The sequence below is a fragment of the Streptomyces sp. NPDC002845 genome (assembly GCF_053591955.1).
Window position 1 is genome coordinate 62,405 of record NZ_JBSFUU010000021.1, and the last position, 19,686, is coordinate 82,090.

The window sequence follows — 19,686 nt, forward strand, 5'->3', positions numbered from 1 at the left end:
CAGGGTAATGAGCCCAGCGCAATCAGCGCATGCCAACGCAAGGACCTGCCGCCATACGATCCGAGCCCAAAGAGCAGACCCGGCACGCTGTTCGACGGGTTGAGCCCGGCAAGCCACCTACACCATTGGCTGACCTCAACACGACCAGGTTCGGGTGGTGGAACCCGAACGGGCGACAGGAAGCGCTCCGAGGCCACTCATCGGCCCTACCTTGGTGGTCTGCCCGCAGCTCGTCGAGGTGGAGCCGAAGCTCGTGAAGTACACGCTGACTGAACAGCAGGCTGCCACGCTCCGCCAGATCGCTGCAGCGTCCAGTGCCGTGCCCATCGCTCCCAAGAGTTCGAACACGGCTTGGGCCCTTGAGCAGCGTGGGCTGATCAAGCGGAGCTGGCGCGGTAGCGGGCACGTCGCAGTAGTGACGTCGGACGGCCGCTACTTCCTCAAACACGGCAAGCATCCCAAGGAGGTCCAAGCCGAGAAGGAGCGCTTGGCCGGTGATGCCGAACAGGCCGAGCGCGCTCCTGCCGACGGAGCCCAGCTGATCGCTCGACTGCAGTCCGCGACTACCTGGAAGCTCACCGTCCCTGATCCGGGCCCGCAGACCCGGGGGCGGTGGCGGACCGCCTTCTACGACGCGCTCCATCACGATCACGTACCAGGAGAGCTCAAGCTGCGCTGGACCGGACGGCAGCGTGGTGACTGCGTCTTCACGTTGGTCGACGAGGAAGCCGAGAAGGCTGCGCAACCGCCGCCGGTACCGACCATCGACGTCCCCGACGTGCTGGGCCGTCCCCATCAGCTCGTCCGTGCCACGCGCAAGGCCCTCGGCAGGTCCAAGACCGTAGTCGACACCCGCGGGACGCCCGAGGTCATCCCTCTGCACGTGTCACGGGAGCAGGCCGACCGTGCCCTGCGGATCATGCACGCGCTCCTGACCGAGGCGGAAAGCCGCGGCTACCAGGTGGAAACCCGGACCGATCTCCATCGCGGCCAAGCCGAACACCAGATGGTCATCGTCATCCGCGGACACGCGCTCCCGCTCGCGATCACAGAGCAGACGACCAAGGTGCCACACGAGCCGACCGCTCAGGAGATCCGCCAACAGCAACGCAATCCCTGGACGCGTATCCCCAAGTACGACCACGAGTTCAACGGACGCCTCGAACTCGGTGCGCCCGCCAAAAGCTGGTACCAGCATTCGTACACCCACAGGGACAGCGCACGGTGGACACTGGAGTCCCGCCTGGGGCACCTTCTGCACGATCTCGAACAACGTGCCGAGGCGGCCGAACGCCGGCAGCGAGAAGAAGAACTCCGCAAGGCCGAGCAGCGACGCCGCTGGTACGCGGCTGTGGCACAGGCCCGGGAGCGTCAAGTCGAGCGACATCGAGCGAATGTCCTGGTCGAGCAGGTGGAGGCACGGCGTCGGGCCGACGAGATCCGCGCCTTCTGCCGCGCAGCCCGCACGAGAGCCGACGGCGCGTCCGCTGCGGCGGAGGAACTGGAGTGGCTGCAGTGGGCTGAGGCGTACGCAGACCGGATTGATCCACTGTGCGCGCCGCTGCGGACTCCGCCGGATCCCCCGGCCAGCCGTGAGGCTCTGCGCGAACTCCTGCCAGGCGATCTCTACACCCATCCCTGGCCGTTCGACAGTCAGGGGCGCTGGGCGCCGGCCGAAGAGGATGTCGCACGGCCCCCCTGATCAGGCAAGCGCCTCCGCCCTGTCCGTGAAGGGACAGGGCGGAGGATCGTTCATGCGGCGATGGTGAGCGGAACGTCCAAGCGCTCCCAGGCACCAAGAACGGCCTTGTGCGCGTCCGGTTGAAGGTGAGCGTAGCGCTGGGTGGTCTGGAAGCTCTCATGGCCGAGGAGATGCTGGACCTCGTACAGCGAGACTCCCTTCTGGACCAGCCACGAGGCACAAGTGTGGCGCATGGAGTGCGGCGGGTAGTGCGGGACGAGTTGCTGCTCGCCGTCGGTGTCGAAGTAGTAGGCGGCCTCGACGGTGGGCCACCAGGTCTGCCGGCGCCAGTTGCTGTCGGCGAGGAGCCGTCCGGCACGGCCCTTGGTGACGGTGGTGAACACCAACGCGTCCCGGTCGAGCCGGTGAATGTGGCGTTCGACGGCCTCCAGGACGTGAGGCGGGAGCGGGACCTCTCTACGGCTCTTGGAGCTCTTGGGGTACTCCTTGATGCCGCTCTTGCTGTTGACCTCCACCACAAACAGGCGCGAGCGGCGCTGGTCGATGCGGTGGCGATGCAGGCCAGAGAGTTCTCCCCAGCGCAGTCCGGTGTAGAACCCGAGCAAGCACATCGTCCGCCACGCGGCGGGGAGTTCGTCCAGGATGCTCTGCGCCTGGTCAAGCGTGAACCACTGCGGCGGCTTGACCGCGATCTGAGGCAAGTCGATGTTGCGGCACGGGGTCACCGCCAGGACATCGTCGTCGACGGCCGCGCGCATCATGGAGGACGTCAGGTTGTAAGCCCGCTTGATCGCAGCGGCCCCCGCCCCCTTCTCGACCAGGGTCCGGATCCAGCTCTGGACGTCCATGCGGGTGACGGCCCGCAGCTCCCACTCCGCCCAGTAGGGCATGACGTGGTTCTTGATGTTGGAGGCGTCGCCTCGCAGCGTGTGGGGCTCAACGACGCGGGCGTTCCACCACCGGTCGTGCCACTCACGGAACGACACTTCACCGGCCCGCGGGTCGCGCATGCCTCCGCGGGCGAACTGGGTCTCCATCTCGATGCCCCAGGCGCGCGCCTGCGCCTTGAGGGGGAACGACTCGCTGAACCGGTCCCCTGTCCGGTTGCGTACGGTCGCCTGCCACTTGCCGGACTTCAACTTGCGGATGTACGAGGCGATACTCCTTGTTCAACGGTGACGAGGCCGGGATGGCCCGGGTCAGCGGCGGGCGGCCGGCGAGACGACGGCGCGGCGGCTGATGAACTCATCGAGGCCGTCCGCGGGGACCCGTACACGGGACCGGCCTGGTCCGGTACGGAGGTCGACGACAGGCAGGTCGCCGGCAGCGATGAAGCGGTAGACGGTGCGGCGGTCGACGTCCAAGGCGGCGGCGACGGCGGGAATGGACAGCAGGCGTGCAGGCATGGAGGAGAACCTCGAGGTGGGGATGGGCTGGGGCCGGGGAGTCAGCACCGGGTATCGGCCGTTGCAAGGCGGTCAACCGGCCCTGTCGGGCAGTGGGATCACGTCACGGAGAATCTCCGCGCAAAGGAGCTGATCACGTGCGACTCCGTCAGGCGAGGCCCGCCAGCGCAGGAGAGAATGACCAGGTGGCGTCCGCGCTCTGGCTGTGCGCCAGAGCGCGATGTAAGAATCACGACCTGGGCAAATCCGGAAGAGCCGTGGCTTCGGCCAGACGGTCCCAGTCGATTTCGACCTTCTCGGTGCGGAAGCAGTGCTGGTAGCGCAACCCCAGCCAGTTCGGGGTGACACCGGCCCACTCGGCAACTGCGAAGGACGAGATGCCCATCCTCAGCCACTTCACCAGGCAGGACTCACGGAGAATCGAGATCGGCTCCCCCAGACGCCACGAGTACAGCTCGTCCCGCGAAAGGACGGCCTGCTGGGCCTGCTCCCAGACCCGTTTGTAGACGGAAGGCGAGAGCGCCCCACCTCCCATACCGGGAAAGAGCAGGTCGTCCTCCTGTAGACCAGCGTCGCTGATCCACCCACGCAGGAACTCCACGGCCTGCGGCTGGAGCGGAATTTCCCTTGCCACACCTTTGTGACGGGCTGTCAACTTACCCAGGTCGCCCTCCGGGAGCACCACGTCGCTCACTCGCAGGGCGCGAGCCTCACCCGGTCGCAGAGCCTGCTCGGCCACGATGCGCATGAAGGGGTGCACCGAGCGATGGGCACCCGCATGCCCGCGCATCCACTCGAGCAGCGATCGAACCTGCTCCTCGGAATACAACCATTCCTCGTCCATGACCTCGACATACATAGCTCTGAACTCCTCGGGGAAACAACGGAATGCGTCACGCGGGGATCAGCGCGACAGGTTCAATGGTCTGCGGAATCGCCGGTTTGGCTAACCGGCGATCGTCGGCTATGTTTCGCCCGACACAGCGCTCACGGCATCCAGGCGCATGCGGAACAGCAGGGCGTAGCCGCGCTTCTCCGGACCGCTCTAGGTTTGCTTGCTTCGCCGCGTCATTCCAGTCCGTTGCACCCTCAATGTGTCTGCCGTCGGCGAATCAGAACGCCCCAGGATCACGCAGGAGCGCCGCTACCGGCGCGCTCGCCTGGCGGTCGACGCCAGAGAACAGAGCAGGCTTCTTCTAAGCGCCTGCCCTGTTGTCAGCGGCGGCAGCCAGCAATCACTGGTCTCGACGACGGCCGAACGCTCAGCCGACGCCGACAGGGACTCGAAGTTTCGTGCAAGAGAGCCGTCCAGCAGCCTCGTAGACACGCGGGAGGACCCCTACGAGGCAATGCCCAACTCTGGAAGATCCCGTCCGCCGAACAGGTCGTCGAAGCGGCGGGCTCCTTGCGTAGAAATCAGAAAGTACGGGGCCCCGGAGCCGACAACGCTGTGCGGCCCTTGCTGCCCCGCGATGAGGACATCATGTGGCGCCCACACGTCGAGCCCATCGAACACGTAGTAGACCGGGAGACTGGTCCAGGCAATGAGCTGCAAGTGCGCCAGAACTGCTGAGCGTTCAACGGCATGACGCCCTGTTCGCTGGCTGGTCATCCCACCCTTACAGTCGATCAGCACCAGGTCCCGTGCCTTCGCCGCAATGAGATCCGGAAACCAGCGAATGGAGCTGTCCGTTCTCCGGAGCGCGCATTGGAGCGCCCGGCTCAGTAGACCCTGCCCCCAGAAATCCACTTCCCATCCTCGCCCGATGAGTTGCTCGGCGACGTGCCGCTCGTGCGCATCGCCTATCGCTTTCCGCTGCTGGAAGCTCGCCATGAATGCAGTGTGACCCGCCGAGCGAAGTAGGTAACTCTCCGTGGATCAAACCAGGCCAGTCCCACTCTGTCTCAGTAGTTCTCACTGTGTTCGCGCCAGTCCGTGGACGTCCGGCAACGTCCGCAGACGCTCTCCTCAACTTGGCCGAAATGCAACGGAAAAGGCCGCCTATCGACCGCTCCAGATGCAAGAGGAAGCCGTCGCTCTGCGCCCGTGGCACTTCCGTACGCCCCCAGAGCGTTCGAAACTGCGACAACGGCCGATCCTCACACACACAGCCGCGACTACATGTGGACGGTGGGGTCTCAACTCGCCGGAGCGGAGCCAACACTGTAGTTGCTTCGCGATCTGGTGCATTGCCAGTGCCCACTCACTCCGCAACGACGGCATCCGGCTCAGAAATCACCCACTACGGAAGCTGGACGGCGTGCCTGGCCGTTCGCCCTCCCTGACACCTTGACGACGCCTTCATAAAGAGAGCTGGACGTGCACACCCAGCCAGCCAACCGCCTTCAAGTCACGGACGAGCCACTCATAGGCAAGCTCAGTCGCCGGGCGGGATGAGCCAGTGGACAGTTCGCGATCTACGTAGTAGGGCCGATGGAAGTTCGTCTTGGAACCGACCGGCCCACCGGGGAACGGCGAGGTAGGGCCGAACCCCGGCTCGGTCCACAGGTCCAGGTCCACCTCAGGTGGGTCATTGCGGCGCCCTGCGGCCTTGGGACGGAGGGTATGGATCAAGCCGCTGTGCGACCCGTCCGTGTCGTCCTCCGGCATGACCACCATGCCTTCGGCGCTCACGGGCAGGGCGCTGTACAGGCCCAGCGCAGAGGCGAGGGACGGGAAGTTCAGTTCGACCAGCTGTCGGTAGCCGATGAGGGCGTCTCGCAGAATCTGTCTGGTGATCCCCAGCGTCAGCAACGGGGAGTACCCCTGCCACATCCGTCCACGCCGCGGGATTTCCTGATCCGGTTCGCCGTACGGTCTGCGCAGCACCTCGTCGGTAACACCGGCCAACTGGGAGTGCAACCACCGGATGTCCGCCGAGTCGTAGGTGTAGCCAGCAACTTGATGGGTGTACCGCACGGATGTCCGCACATGCTCCATCATCGCCTCAACTCGCCGGCGCACTTCAGGCACAGAGACGCCATCGCGGGGCACGTTTCCCTGGCGGAGTCGCTGCGCAAGGTGCCACAGCCGCTCATGGGCCAACGGAGAATCCGGCGGCACCAGAAGAGCACCACGTCGGACTAAACGCTCAAGGGGCTCGCGGATCCGACCGCGGGCCCACTCCCACCTGCCCAGCGGATCACCGGGAAAGAGGTGCTGACTCCACCATCGCCATTCGGGGTCTTCACGGTTCGACGGGTGCGAGGCCATTGGAGTCACCGCGGGCGGCTCGGAGGAGTATCTCGACGGAGAGATGGCCACCCAGCCCTCCTTCGCCCACACTCCCCACCGAGGCAGCCGTCCATCCCGCATATCAACAAGCGAGCCGCTCAGCGGACCGAAACCCTCAACAAGGGCCTCGAGCGCCTCCCGCAGCCAAGTGCCTGCGATTTCAGCGGTTCGGAGTTCGTCGTCCGCCCGGCCCAGTCGGGCGATGGCGGTCCTGGCCCTGTCTTCAGCCTCGCGCATGCCATGGTGTTGCTTCTTGCCCCGGGCGATCTCGTCGAACGTCCAGGAAGCGGCCGCAGGGTTGGCCCGAGCAAGGCGGAGCATAAGGTTCTCCGCTTCGTCCGGGGCACTCGCGCTCACGGCGAACGCGATCGCGTAGCGCCACCGGGGGAAAGCGTCGGCAGTGACGATCTCCTCCGGCAGTACGGAGCCCTTGCGCAGGGCCTGGGCGCCGAAGTGCTGCTCGAAGACAGGCAGGGCGAAGCGGAGGCCCTCAGCTTCCTGGACGACCAGACCGGTGTCGGTCAGCTCCCACACCTCGGCTTCATGCCCGAAGTGCTGAGCGGGGACTGGACCGCCGGCATTCAGGACGTGTACGGCGAGACGAGCAAGGCGGTCCCAGGTCTGTGAGGATGGGGAACCCTTGCGCCGTCCTTTGATGACGGACGCGGCCAGACCGGACAGCAGCTCCAGGCTGGTCACCCGTGCGTCTTCACCGGCCAGGAGGCGGGAGGCGACGGACAGGGCTTGAAGGGGGCTGGTCAGCAGGTCCTGTACTTCTCGCTCTTCGAAAAGCATGCGCGCGTCGTCGCCGATCACAAGGTCGAGAAGTTCCGCGCCTCTCCGCACTGACCACGGGGCGACCTCGTGCACCACAGCCCTGCCCAGCTCGATTCCAGGTCTGCACGTGGCGAGAATCCGGGCGGTCGGGTGGGCGGCCAGCAAGAGCCTGGCCTCGTACAGGAGCTGTGCAACCTGCTCGGGTGAGATCCGATCGAGATCGTCGATCACGATACGTCCGAGTCCACTCGCCGGCTCGCCGCCCGCGCGTGTGATGGCATCCAGCAGATCTGGAACGGCCTTGCCCGCATCCACCCATACAGGGATCACGACATCGGGGTCACCCGCTGCCTCGCGGAGCCCTTCCCGCAACCAACTCTCGGCTTCCTCACTCTTGCCGGCTCCCATGGGCGCGACCAGAACCGCCAGAGTGCCGACGGGGACAGTCACCACCGGCAGTGAGGACTTGTCAGCCCAGTCCAGAACGGCATCGGCACGCTCCTCGGGCACAAGGCTCAGTCGTGCCTCACGGCGGTGCTGCGAGGCACGGGCTGCATCAGTGAGGGCATCTGACCTGGGCTTGTGTCCGGCGGACACGGCGTCGAGCAAATGTGCGAGGACGTCACCGGAGGTGATGGCACCGGCGTAGGTACGGCGGATGGAGTCGTACCGATCCAGGTAGCGGCACAGCTGGTCGTGGTGCCACACCGCCCAGCCCTTGAGCCCAAGGCGTGCCGCATACGTGGACACGAATTGCTCAATCCGAGCAATGCCTCCGCTGCCCGGCACGGGAGTCAGGATCACATTGGTGGTGAAGATCAGATACTCGGGCAGCCGCTCCCGCTTCGAAGTCGGGCTCAGCCACGCTTCGAATTCCTCTTTGACCTGCCCCTTCAGCCACGAGACAGCATCCTGGGGCTGTTGATCCGTGCGCTGCCGGAACTTGGCCTGCACGACCCCGTAGCCGTCCCATGCCTCAAGCTCGCTCGGATAGGGCACCCGCCCCTCGAACGTTGCCTCACGCCCGCCGTCCTTGCCGTCCCCGAAGGCGGAGACGCCCGGCCCGAGGATCTCCTGGGCCAGGGCCTGCGACACGTGCTCGAACTCCCGGGTGCTCAGCCCGCTGAGGTTGTAATCCACCCCGCCATGATGCCGCTGCGGCTATCTCCCGACCGCCCAACGGAACTATTTCCCCGGCCGGGCCTCTGCGACCACGCCGATTCACGTGGCTTGACCAGCCCAGCAACACGCCTGACAGTCCATCAGAACGAGCGTCAAATGAGCGTCACGAGCGTCATTTCAGCGTCAAGGTATCGCCCGTAACGCCCACACCGCACATAATGCGCACGCACAAAACACCAGGTCAGGAGCCCTTTGCCACCGGCTCAAGGATGGCAACGCACTCCACATGGTGCGTCATCGGAAACAGATCGAACGCCCGCAACGTCCGCACCCGGTACCCGCCCTCCCGGAAGTACCCCAAGTCCCGCGCCAGCGCCGCCGGATCGCAGGCCACGTAGGCGATGCGTCGTGCCCCCAGGGAGGCCAGGTGCTGGACCGTCTTCTTGCCGGCTCCGGCTCGGGGCGGGTCGAGGACGATCAAGTCGGCCTCGGTGATGCCGGTGCGGGGGAGGACGGAGTCGACCTTGCCCTGTTCGATGCGGACGCGGGGGAAGTCGGCGAGGTTGTGCCGGGCGTCCTCGACGGCGCGCTTGCCGGACTCGATGCCGAGGACCGCGCCCTTCTCGCCGAGCCGGTCGGCGAGGGCGCCCGCGAAGAGGCCGACGCCGCAGTACAGGTCGAGGGCCGTCTCGCCCTTGCGGGGCAGCAGGCCCTGCATGACGGCCTTGACGAGGGTGTCGGCGGCCTTCGGGTGGACCTGCCAGAAGCCGCCGTTGCCGACGCGGTAGGTGCGGTCGTCGGCGCGCTCCCGGACGAAGGGGCGGCCGTGGACGCGGTGGACGCCGCCGTCCTTCTCCCCGACCCGCATCACCGACACCGGCTTGTCCAGCTCCACGATGGGCAGCCGCGCGCCCGGCCTCGGTGTCAGGATCACCTGGCGGTCCTGCGAACCCGTCGCCGCGATCGCCTCGATGGACGCCATCCCCGACCAGTCGCGCTTCTCGATACCCAGCTCGGTCACCCCGGGCGCCGCGATCATGCAGTGGTCGATCGGCTCGACCTCGTGCGAGCGGTGGCGGCGCAGCCCGGCCCGGCCCGTGGAGGCGTCCACCGCGTACTGGACGCGCGTACGCCAGGCGGGGACCTCACCGGCCGGCAGCTTGTCGCCCTCCGCCGGCATCACCGTGCCGTCCCAGCCCGCCTCCTCGGGTGTGAGACCCGCGAGGCGCTGCAGCTGCTCGGCGATGACCTCGCCCTTGAGCCGCCGCTGGGCGCCGGGCTTGGCGTGCTGCCAGTCGCAGCCGCCGCAGCGGCCGGGCCCGGCGTACGGGCAGGGGGCCTCGACGCGGTCCTTGGAGGCGGAGCGGACCTCGACCGCGTCCGCGCGCAGAAAGCGTGCCCCCTCCTCGCCCTCCGTGACCCGGGCGACGACCCGCTCGCCGGGCAGCGCGTGCCGGACGAAGAGGACCTGGCCGGTGGACGTACGGGCGACGCAGTGACCGCCGTGGGCGACGGGGCCGACCTCGACCTCGTACTCCTCCCCGACCAGCGACCTCACCGGCGCGCGGTCCCGCGACCCGTCCTGCGCCCCCTCCCGCGGCCCGTCCTGCGACTGCGGCCCCGCCTGCGATTTCTTCGGTTCTGCCTGCATGGCGGAGTGACTCCAGGAGAGAAAAGGGGAACGTCCGGACAACAGCCCACCAGTCTACGTGCTCACCGGGGTCAGCTCTTCGGGCCGGGTTCCCTGGATGGTTCCTCCGCCGGGCCGCGTCGCACCGCACCCGGCGCGTTCCACTCCTGCTGCTTGCGGGCCCGCTTCCTCGCGACCTCGGAGGAGGCGAGCTGGTACGGCACCGAGGTCACCATGACGCCCGGCGTGAACAGCAGCCGACCCTTGAGCCGGAGGGCGCTCTGGTTGTGCAGCAGCTGCTCGTACCAGTGGCCGACCACGTACTCCGGGATGATCACCGACACGACGTCGCGCGGCGACTCCCGGCGCAGCCCCTTCACGTACTCGATGACCGGCCGGGTGATTTCGCGGTACGGCGAGTCCAGGACCTTCAGCGGTACATCGATGCCGCGCCGGTTCCACTCCTCCTGGAGGGCCCTGGTCTCGGCCGGGTCGACGTTGACGCTGAGCGCTTCCAGGGTGTTCGAGCGGAGCAGCTTGGCGTAGGCGAGGGCACGCAGGGTGGGGCGGTGGATCTTGGAGATCAGGACGACCGAGTGGATGCGTGACGGTCGTACGACGTCGTCGCTCGGGGCGTCCGGCGCGGCGATCTCCTCGGAGACCCGGTCGTAGTGCTTACGGATCGCGGTCATCGTCGCGTAGAAGATCACCATGCCGAGCAGCGCGACCCAGGCGCCGTGCGTGAACTTGGTGACGAGGACGACGACCAGGACCAGGCCCGTGAAGAAGGCCCCGAAGGCGTTGATCGAGCGGGAGCGGATCATACGGCGGCGCGCGGCCGGGTCCGTCTCCGTGGCCAGGTGGCGGTTCCAGTGCCGGACCATGCCCGTCTGGCTGAGCGTGAAGGAGACGAACACGCCGACGATGTAGAGCTGGATGAGACGGGTCGAGTCGGCGCCGTAGACCCACACCAGCAGAACGGCGGCGCCCGCGAGCAGCACGATGCCGTTGGAGAAGGCGAGGCGGTCGCCGCGGGTGTGCAGCTGGCGGGGCAGGTAGCGGTCCTGGGCGAGGATCGAGCCGAGCAGCGGGAAGCCGTTGTACGCGGTGTTGGCGGCCAGGAACAGCACCAGCGCGGTGGCGGCGGCCAGCAGGACGAAGAAGAACGTGCCCTCGCCGAAGACGGCCGCCGCGACCTGGGAGATCACCGGATTCTGGACGTAGTCGGCGCCGACCGGGACACCGTCGCGGAGCAGGTCCTTCGCCGGGTTCTCCGTCATGTGCACATTGGTGGCCAGCGCCAGGCCGATGACGCCGCAGAACATGGTGACGGCGAGCAGGCCCATCATGGCCAGCGTGTTCCCGGCGTTCCTGGACTTGGGCTTGCGGAACGCGGGCACACCGTTGCTGATCGCCTCGACACCGGTGAGCGCGGCGCAGCCGGAGGAGAAGGAGCGCAGCAGCAGGAAGACCAGCGCGAAGCCCGCGAGGCCCTGCTGCTCGGCCTCGATGTGCAGATCGGCGGTCGGTGCCTCCATGGTGTCGCCGAGGACCACGGACCGGAATGCGCCCCAGCCGATCAGGATGAACACGCTGGTCACGAAGACGTACGTCGGGATCGCGAAGAGCTTCCCGGACTCCTTCACCCCGCGCAGGTTCATCAGCGTGAGCAGCACGATGATGACGGTCGCGGACAGGACCTTGTGCTCGACGACGAAGGGGACCGCCGAGCCGAGGTTCTCCACCCCGGAGGAGATCGACACGGCGACGGTGAGGACGTAGTCGACGAGCAGCGCGCTGGCCACGCCCAGGCCCGCCTTCGGGCCGAGGTTGGTGTTCGCCACCTCGTAGTCGCCGCCGCCGCTGGGGTACGCGTGCACGTTCTGCCGGTACGACGCCACGACCGTGAACATCAGCACGATGACCGCGACCGCGACCCAGGGAGCGAAGTGGTACGCCGACACGCCCGCGATGGACAGGACCAGCAGAACCTCGCCGGGCGCGTACGCCACGGAGGACAGCGGGTCGGAAGCGAAGACGGGGAGAGCGATGCGCTTCGGCAGGAGCGTTTCTCCGAGTCGGTCACTGCGCAGTGCGCGCCCGATCAGAATCCGTTTGGGCACGTCGGTCAGTTTGGACACGCAGGGGATCGTAAGCTCCCCGCCCATCCCAGGGCACATCCGGGTGAAATCCCGCACGGCTGTGGAGTGAAATCGGTGCGGCTCCCGGCTGCCGGTTCAGGCACGGGAAGCATCCTCGGGCCTAATGAACGATGTCCTTACATCCATACGTACGACTGTCCGTACGACAGTCGTACGTATGGACAGTCACACGGACATCCCCTACGGACACACCCCCGCCCCCTCACCCCCTGGAGGCCTCATGGCGGCCGCAACCGCGGAACTGATCGGCGTCACCGCGTCACTCGTCGGCCTCGGCGTCCTGACCCTGATCAGCGTCCGCAGCATCAGCCGCCGCTGCACGGAGGAACCGTGCGGTCGCTACGGGCGGCCCTGACGAGGGAGATGCCGATACGGTGGACCCGAGGCGGGCCGAGGCACTGTCAGCGGCACGGCATAGGCTCATGAGCATCAGGCATCCGCGCAGAGTGCCCGGGCGAGCCGCACCGGGGCCACAGGTGGGTGCCCGGCGAGCCGGGAGAGGGACATGAGCAGGACATTGTCGCAGGTCAGTGCGCCTATGAGGAGTGCGGGGTAGGGCCGTGCATATTGTCATCATGGGCTGCGGACGCGTGGGCTCCGCTCTTGCCCAGACCCTGGAGCAACAGGGGCACACGGTCGCCGTGGTCGACCAGGACCCCACCGCCTTCCGACGACTGGGCTCCGGGTTCGGCGGCCGCCGTGTCACCGGGGTCGGCTTCGACCAGGACACGCTGCGCGAGGCTGGCATCGAGGAGGCGGGCGCGTTCGCCGCCGTCTCCAGCGGTGACAACTCGAACATCATCGCCGCCCGCGTGGCCCGCGAGATGTTCGGCATCGAGAACGTGGCGGCCCGTATCTACGACCCCCGCCGCGCCGAGGTCTACCAGCGCCTGGGCATCCCGACGGTCGCCACCGTCCGCTGGACCGCCGACCAGATGCTGCGCCGCCTGCTGCCCTCCGGGGCCGAGCCGCTGTGGCGCGACCCCACCGGCGGGGTGCAGCTCGCCGAGGTGCACGCGTCGACGTCATGGGTGGGCCAGCGGATCAGCAGGCTCCAGGACGAGACCGGCGTCCGCGTCGCCTTCCTCACCCGGCTGGGCGAGGCGATCCTGCCCACCTCGCAGACGGTGCTTCAGGAGGGCGACCTGGTGCACGTGATGATGCGCACGGACGAGGTCGAGAAGGTCGAGGCGGCCTTCGCCGAGGGCCCCGAAAAGGAAGGCGGTCACTGATGAGGGTCGCCATTGCCGGAGCCGGAGCCGTCGGCCGCTCGATCGCGGGCGAGCTTCTGGAGAACGGGCACGAGGTCCTGCTGATCGACAAGGCGCCGACCGCCATCTCGGTCGAGCGCGTCCCGCAGGCGGAGTGGCTGCTCGCCGACGCCTGCGAGATCACATCACTGGACGAGGCCGCCCTGCAGCGCTGCAACGTCGTCATCGCCGCGACGGGCGACGACAAGGTCAACCTGGTCGTCTCACTCCTGGCGAAGACGGAGTACGGCGTCCCGCGCGTCGTCGCCCGCGTCAACAACCCCAAGAACGAGTGGCTGTTCAACGAGGCGTGGGGCGTGGACGTCGCCGTGTCCACCCCCCGCCTGATGTCGGCCCTCGTCGAGGAAGCGGTGAGCGTCGGCGATCTCGTCCGCCTCCTCCGCTTCAGCCACGGCGACGCCAACCTCGTCGAACTGACCCTGCCGCCCGAGTCCGCCCTCGCCGGCACCCGGGTCGGCGACGTCGAGTGGCCCGAGGACACGTCCCTGGTCACCATCATCCGCGGTACCCGAGTTCTGACCCCCTCCAAGGAAGACTCCATGGAGGCGGGCGACGAACTCCTCTTCGTAGCCGCCCAGGCCCGCGAGGAGCAGCTGGAGGACCTGCTGTCGGTACGCCGGGAGGACGCGGCGGGCTGACGTTCGACGGTACGAGGACGGGGTGCCCGGAATCCTCCGGGCACCCTATGCGTTTCGGTCCTGTCCGACGGATGGAGCCAGGGGTTCATCGCCCCCGCCGCCCCTACCCGTCCCATCCTCCAGGGGCTGCGCCCCGGACCCCGTGAGGGGTGTTGGGGGTTGTGGGGCAGCTGCGGGTTGTGTGGGGCTGGTCGCGCCCACGCGGCGGAGCCGCACATCAATACAGCCCCGCGCCCCTTAGCCTGTCCGGCGTTTGAGGACGAGGCCGAAGGCCGATGGGGGTCCAGGGGGCGCAGCCCTCTGGCGGGGCCTGGGGCGTAGCCCCGGCGGGGGCGTCCTCAGTCCTCGGCGGCAGCCGCCCGCGTGGTCTTGGCCCTGCGCTCCTCCTCGGCCCGCTCCTCAGCCTCCATCTCCGCGAACACGTCGATCGGAGCGGGCGCCTTCGCCAGGAAGACCCAGGTGAGCCAGACGGCCAGCAGGAACGGCGGAATCTTCAACGCGACGAGCACCCAGCCCAGTTGCGTCGTGTCGGCCCACCAGTACAGCGGGAAGAGAATCGCGCACTTGGCGAGCAGGATGAGCCCCCAGGCCCAACTCGCCTTCGCATACGCCTTCTTGCGCCCGGGGTTCCGGGTCCGCCAGGAGAGGTTCTCCTTGAAGACCGGGCCGAGGATCAGGCCGATCAGCGGCACGCCCGCGAGCGTGGTGATGATGTACGCCAGCCCCAGCCCCAGCGTGTAGAGCATCCCCGGCAGATAGAAGTCCTTCGCATTGCCGGTCATCATCGCGAAGACCACACCGAAGGCGACGCCGAAGACGCCGCTGAAGGCGTGCTTGATGGTGTCCCGCATGGCGAGGCGCACCACGACCAGCAGCACGGACACGGCAAGCGCCGCGATGGCCGCCGAGTGCAGGTCCTTGTTGATCGTGTAGATCGTGACGAAGAGGAGGCCGGGCACCACCGTCTCGACCATGCCCCGCACGCCGCCGAACGCCTCGAAGAGCGCGGCCTCCGTCACCGCCCTCGAATCCTGCTGGGCGTCTTCGGTCGGCTTGTCGAGCGACGTCACCGGCTACTCCCGTCCGAGCGGTCTGAGTTCGTACTTCGGATTGAACAGCACCCTGCGGCCCCGGCTCACCGAGATCCGCCCGGATGCGATCAGCCTGCGCCCCGGCTCTATGCCGACGATGGAGCGCCTGCCGAGCCACACCACGTCCAAGGCGGCCGAACCGTCGAACAGTTCGGCCTCCAGGGCCGGAACGCCGGCCCTCGGGCGCAGCGTGACCGTGCGCAAGGTACCAGTAACGGTCACTATCTGTCGGTCATGGCAGTCACAGATGCGCGTACAGCCCGCGGTGTCGGCGTCTTCGCGCAGTTCCTCGGACTCCAGGTCCTCCTGGGACGACGAGAGCCGGCCGAGCATGCGCCGGAACCGGCCCACCGGCTTCTCGGAACGAGGAACAGCACTCATACCGAAAGCGTACCGGCGCCCGCCGACACCGACGTACCCGCGGGGACGCACCGCCGGAACCTGACCGGAACGCACCGCCAGCCACCGTCGCCCGCCCCCGGCCGAGACCCATGTCACCTCTCGAACCGGTACCCCATCCCCGGCTCCGTGACGAAGTGCTTGGGCCGCGACGGGTCCGCCTCCAGCTTGCGGCGCAGCTGGGCCATGTAGACCCGGAGGTAGTTGGTCTCCGTACCGTACGACGGCCCCCACACCTCCTGGAGCAGCTGTTTCTGGCTGACCAGGCGCCCGGTGTTGCGGACGAGGACTTCCAGGAGGTGCCACTCGGTGGGGGTGAGGCGGACGTCGCGGCCGGCGCGGTTGACCTTCTTCGCGGCCAGGTCGACGGTGAAGTCGGCCGTGTCCACGAGCACGTCGCCCTCGCCGGCGCCGACGGGCTCGGCACGGCGGACGGCGGCACGGAGACGGGCGAGGAGTTCGTCCATGCCGAAGGGCTTGGTGACGTAGTCGTCGGCGCCGGCGTCGAGGGCCTCGACCTTCTCGTCCGAGGTCTGGCGGGCCGAGAGCACCAGGATCGGCACCCTGGTCCAGCCGCGCAGCCCCTTGATCACCTCGACGCCGTCCATGTCGGGCAGGCCGAGGTCGAGGACGACGACATCGGGGTGGCGGGCGGCGGCGAGCTGGAGCGCGGTGGCGCCGTCGGGGGCCGCGTCGACCTCGTACTCACGTGCCTTCAGGTTGATCACGAGGGCACGTACGATCTGCGGCTCGTCGTCGACCACGAGCACCCTGGTCATGAGGCCTGCCTTTCCGGTTGTGCGAGTCGTACGGGGGCATGGACACCGAGTGGGCTCTCCACCGCCCGGAGGGTGAGCACCATGGTGAGGCCGCCGCCGGGGGTGTCCTCGGCGTTCAGCGTGCCGTCCATCGCCTCGGCGAAGCCGCGCGCCACCGCGAGGCCGAGGCCCACGCCCGCGCCGCGCGGGGCGTCGCCGTAGCGCTGGAAGGGCGCGAAGATGCGGTCCTTGGCCTCGTCGGGGACTCCGGGGCCGCGGTCCACCACGCGGACCTCGACCCGGTCGGCCAGGGCGCTGGCGGCCACCAGGACGCGTTCGGCGGGCGGGCTGTACTTGACGGCGTTCTCGACGACGTTGGCGACCGCCCGCTCCAGCAGGCCCGCGTCCACGGCGACCATGGGCAGGATCTCGGGGATGTCCAGCTCCACGCTGTCCTCGGGGACCCCGCCGAGCGCCATCGGCACCACCTCGTCGAGGTCGGTCGGGCGGATCAGCGGGGTGACCGTGCCGGTCTGCAGGCGGGACATGTCGAGGAGGTTGCCGACGAGGTGGTCGAGCCGGTCGGCGCCCGCCTCGATGCCGGCGAGCAGCTCGGCCTGGTCCTCCTCCGACCAGGCCACGTCGTCGGAGCGCAGCGAGGACACCGCGGCCTTGATGGCGGCCAGCGGGGTGCGCAGGTCGTGGCTGACGGCGGCCAGCAGGGCGGTGCGGATGCGGTTGCCCTCGGCCAGCGTGCGGGCCTGCTCGGCCTCGTGCTTCAGGCGCTGGCGGTCCAGTACGACGGCGGCCTGGGCGGCGAAGGCGGCCAGCACCCGGCGGTCCTCGGCGGGCAGGACGCGGCCGGACAGCGCGAGCGCCATGTGGTCCCCTATCGGCATGTCCACGTCCGCGTCCTCCGGGCGCCCCACGACCGGGCTCGGCCCGACCCTGCCCGCACAGGTCCACGGGTCGACGTCGCTCTCGCGTTCCAGCAGCGCCACCGACTCCATGGCGAAGGTCTCGCGAACCCGCTCCAGCAGCGCCTCCAGGCTGGTCTCGCCGCGCAGCACGCTGCCCGCCAGGAAGGACAGGATCTCCGACTCGGCGCGCAGCCGGGCCGCCTGGTGCGTACGCCGGGCCGCCAGGTCGACGACGGACGCCACCGACACGGCCACGGCGAAGAAGACCGCGATGGCGACGATGTTCCTGGGGTCCTCGATCGTCCAGGTGTGGACGGGCTCCGTGAAGAACCAGTTGAGCACCGCCGAGCCGAAGGCGGCCGAGGCCAGCGCCGGGAGCAGGCCGCCGACCAGGGCCGCGGTCACCGTCAGCGACAGGAACAGCAGCATGTTGTTGGCGATGCCGAGATTCGCGTCGACGTGGGTGAGCAGCAGCGTCAGCAGCGCCGGGCCGCCGATGCCCGTCAGCCAGCCCCAGATGATCCGGGAGCGGCCCAGCCGTCCGCCCCGCGCGACCGGCAGCCCGCGCCCCTTGCCCGCCTCGTCGTGCGTGATCAGGTGGACGTCCAGGTCGGGCCCGGAGCCCCGGGCGACCAGGGCACCGACGCCCGGTCCGAAGACGTACTGCCAGGCCTTGCGCCGGGAGACGCCCAGTACGATCTGGGTCGCGTTGACCCCGCGTGCGAACTCCAGCAGTGCGGCCGGGATGTCGTCACCGACCACGTGGTGGAAGGTGCCGCCGAGGTCCTCCACCAGGGTGCGCTGGACGGCGAGTTCCTTGGGCGAGGCCGAGGTCAGCCCGTCGCTGCGGGCGATGTAGACGGCCAGCACCTCGCCGCCCGCGCCCTTCTCGGCGAGGCGGGCCGCGCGGCGGATCAGCGTACGGCCCTCGGGACCGCCGGTCAGCCCGACCACGATCCGCTCGCGCGAGCCCCAGATCTTCGACACCCGATGCTCGCTGCGGTACTGCTGCAGGTACTCGTCGACCCGGTCGGCCACCCACAGCAGCGCCAGTTCACGCAGGGCGGTGAGGTTGCCGGGGCGGAAGTAGTTGGACAGGGCCGCGTCGACCTTGTCGGGCTTGTATATGTTGCCGTGCGCCATGCGGCGGCGCAGGGCCTGCGGCGACATGTCGACAAGTTCGATCTGGTCGGCCCGGCGCACCACCTCGTCCGGGACGGTCTCCCGCTGCCGTACGCCCGTTATCGACTCGACGACGTCACCGAGCGACTCCAGGTGCTGGATGTTGACCGTCGACACGACGTCGATCCCGGCCGCGAGCAGTTCCTCCATGTCCTGCCAGCGCTTGTCGTTGCGGGAGCCGGGCACGTTGGTGTGGGCGAGCTCATCGACCAGGGCGACCTGGGGGCGCCGTGCGAGGACGGCGTCGACGTCCATCTCGGCGAAGACGGTGCCGCGGTACTCGAGTTCCTTGCGCGGGAGCTGTTCCAGCCCGTGCAGCATCACTTCCGTACGGGGCCGGTTGTGGTGCTCCACGAAGGCGACCACGCAGTCGGTGCCCCGCTCGATGCGGCGGTGCGCCTCGGCGAGCATGGCGTACGTCTTGCCGACGCCCGGTGCCGCACCGAGGTAGATCCGAAGCTTGCCGCGTCCCATGGTCCCATTGTCTTCCCGTGACGGCTGTGCACGCTCCGTCGACCTTACGACCGGCGATGGCGGCAAAGAGGCCGGATTACGACGCCGGGGGCCGTCCTTGACGGAACTCTGACGTGGCGGCGGCCACGGTCAGTGTTCGACGGCCTCCCCGCGGTGTTCGACGATCTCCCCGTCGCTGAGCTCCAGGACCCGGTCGGCGAGGTCGAGCAGGGTCGCGTCGTGCGTGGCGACCAGCGCGGTGACGTTCTCGCTGCGGACGACGGCACGCAGCAGCTCCATGACGGCGTGCCCGGTCTCCGCGTCGAGCTGCCCGGTGGGCTCGTCGGCGATGAGGAGCGCGGGGTTGTTGGCCAGGGCGCGGGCGATGGCCACGCGCTGCTGCTGGCCGCCGGACAGCTCTCCGGGCCGCTGCCCGGCGTGCTCGGCGAGACCCACCAGGGAGAGCAGCAGCCCGACCCGTTCCTCGCGCTCACGCGGCTCGGCCCGGCGCAGCCGCAGGGGCACGCCCACGTTCTCGGCGGCCGTGAGGATGGGGATCAGCCCGAACGACTGGAACACGAAGCCGACGCGGTCCCGCCGCAGCTCCAGCAGCCCGTCCTCGCCGAGCCCGGACAGTTCGAGCCCGTCCACGACGATCCGCCCCTCGTCCGGCTCGTCGAGCCCGCCGACCAGGTTGAGCAGCGTGGTCTTGCCCGATCCCGAGCGCCCCTTGAGGGCGACGAGCTCACCGCGCGGCACGTCGAACGAGACCCCGCGCAGCGCGTGCACGACGGCCGCTCCGGTGCCGTACGAGCGGTGCACGTTCTCGACGCGCACCATCGTGTCCCCCATGTGTCCTCCCCCGTCGGCCGGGCGCCAGTATGGTCACCGGGCGCCCGGCCGATCAAGGCTCCGCCCGGCGTCGTACGGCCCTCGCCCA

The 19,686-nt window shown here is 68.6% G+C and carries 16 protein-coding genes; 4 read left to right on the plus strand and 12 right to left on the minus strand.

Translation table 11 applies throughout. The annotated features are described in order from the left end of the window. The first annotated feature begins 214 nt into the window (after positions 1-214). The gene (locus ACWD3C_RS17405; protein WP_451144728.1) at positions 215-1,702 is read left to right on the plus strand and encodes a hypothetical protein; all 1,488 of its coding nucleotides are present in this window, start codon (positions 215-217) and stop codon (positions 1,700-1,702) included. Positions 1,703-1,752: 50 nt separating this feature from the next. Here ACWD3C_RS17405 and ACWD3C_RS17410 read toward each other — a convergent pair whose 3' ends face one another. From ACWD3C_RS17410 to ACWD3C_RS17440, 7 genes are all read right to left on the minus strand, one after another. Next, positions 1,753-2,841: a tyrosine-type recombinase/integrase gene (locus ACWD3C_RS17410; RefSeq protein WP_210525260.1), complete on the minus strand. Its 1,089-nt coding sequence runs from the start codon at positions 2,839-2,841 to the stop codon at positions 1,753-1,755. A gap of 60 nt (positions 2,842-2,901) precedes the next feature. Further along, complete coding sequence (locus tag ACWD3C_RS17415) at positions 2,902-3,108, minus strand: helix-turn-helix domain-containing protein (RefSeq protein WP_210525259.1); 207 nt, start codon at positions 3,106-3,108, stop codon at positions 2,902-2,904. Between the two features lie 229 nt (positions 3,109-3,337). Continuing rightward, the gene (locus ACWD3C_RS17420; protein ID WP_352377726.1) at positions 3,338-3,967 is read right to left on the minus strand and encodes a tyrosine-type recombinase/integrase; all 630 of its coding nucleotides are present in this window, start codon (positions 3,965-3,967) and stop codon (positions 3,338-3,340) included. A gap of 480 nt (positions 3,968-4,447) precedes the next feature. Then, positions 4,448-4,942: a hypothetical protein gene (locus tag ACWD3C_RS17425; RefSeq protein WP_059198621.1), complete on the minus strand. Its 495-nt coding sequence runs from the start codon at positions 4,940-4,942 to the stop codon at positions 4,448-4,450. A gap of 468 nt (positions 4,943-5,410) precedes the next feature. Next, positions 5,411-8,260, minus strand: a complete 2,850-nt coding sequence (locus ACWD3C_RS17430) for a hypothetical protein (RefSeq protein ID WP_451144731.1) — start codon at positions 8,258-8,260, stop codon at positions 5,411-5,413. Between the two features lie 223 nt (positions 8,261-8,483). Next, entirely contained in the window at positions 8,484-9,893 is a 1,410-nt protein-coding gene (locus ACWD3C_RS17435) for a class I SAM-dependent RNA methyltransferase (protein ID WP_451144733.1), read from the minus strand. A 71-nt stretch (positions 9,894-9,964) separates the two neighbouring features. Beyond that, positions 9,965-12,013 carry an APC family permease gene (locus ACWD3C_RS17440; RefSeq protein ID WP_451144735.1) on the minus strand — a complete coding sequence of 683 codons (2,049 nt, stop codon included), beginning with the start codon at positions 12,011-12,013 and terminating at the stop codon, positions 9,965-9,967. Between the two features lie 178 nt (positions 12,014-12,191). Here ACWD3C_RS17440 and ACWD3C_RS17445 point away from each other — a divergent pair, with 178 nt between their 5' ends. The 3 genes from ACWD3C_RS17445 (at position 12,192) to ACWD3C_RS17455 (ending at position 13,943) form a co-directional block, all read left to right on the plus strand. Continuing rightward, positions 12,192-12,389 carry a hypothetical protein gene (locus tag ACWD3C_RS17445; protein WP_451144737.1) on the plus strand — a complete coding sequence of 66 codons (198 nt, stop codon included), beginning with the start codon at positions 12,192-12,194 and terminating at the stop codon, positions 12,387-12,389. Positions 12,390-12,594: 205 nt separating this feature from the next. Next, positions 12,595-13,266, plus strand: a complete 672-nt coding sequence (locus ACWD3C_RS17450) for an NAD-binding protein (RefSeq protein ID WP_451144739.1) — start codon at positions 12,595-12,597, stop codon at positions 13,264-13,266. Continuing rightward, a complete protein-coding gene (locus tag ACWD3C_RS17455) occupies positions 13,266-13,943 on the plus strand; it encodes a potassium channel family protein (protein WP_451144741.1) in 678 nt (225 codons plus the stop codon). The genes ACWD3C_RS17450 and ACWD3C_RS17455 overlap by 1 nt, the downstream gene beginning before the upstream one ends. 338 nt (positions 13,944-14,281) lie before the next feature. On the opposite strand, the gene ACWD3C_RS17460 is transcribed toward ACWD3C_RS17455, so the two are convergent. The 5 genes from ACWD3C_RS17460 to ACWD3C_RS17480 all read right to left on the minus strand — a co-directional run bounded on the left by ACWD3C_RS17460 (position 14,282) and on the right by ACWD3C_RS17480 (position 19,598). Then, positions 14,282-15,013, minus strand: a complete 732-nt coding sequence (locus ACWD3C_RS17460; RefSeq protein ID WP_451144743.1) for a DUF3159 domain-containing protein — start codon at positions 15,011-15,013, stop codon at positions 14,282-14,284. A 3-nt stretch (positions 15,014-15,016) separates the two neighbouring features. Then, positions 15,017-15,415 (minus strand): OB-fold nucleic acid binding domain-containing protein, encoded by a 399-nt coding sequence (locus ACWD3C_RS17465; protein WP_451144745.1) that lies wholly within the window; start codon positions 15,413-15,415, stop codon positions 15,017-15,019. 113 nt (positions 15,416-15,528) lie between these two features. Further along, positions 15,529-16,212 carry a response regulator gene (locus ACWD3C_RS17470; protein ID WP_451144747.1) on the minus strand — a complete coding sequence of 228 codons (684 nt, stop codon included), beginning with the start codon at positions 16,210-16,212 and terminating at the stop codon, positions 15,529-15,531. Beyond that, positions 16,209-18,767 (minus strand): DUF4118 domain-containing protein, encoded by a 2,559-nt coding sequence (locus ACWD3C_RS17475; RefSeq protein WP_451144749.1) that lies wholly within the window; start codon positions 18,765-18,767, stop codon positions 16,209-16,211. The genes ACWD3C_RS17470 and ACWD3C_RS17475 overlap by 4 nt, the downstream gene beginning before the upstream one ends. Positions 18,768-18,896: 129 nt before the next feature. Further along, the gene (locus ACWD3C_RS17480) at positions 18,897-19,598 is read right to left on the minus strand and encodes an ABC transporter ATP-binding protein (RefSeq protein ID WP_451144751.1); all 702 of its coding nucleotides are present in this window, start codon (positions 19,596-19,598) and stop codon (positions 18,897-18,899) included. Between the last annotated feature and the right edge of the window lie 88 nt (positions 19,599-19,686).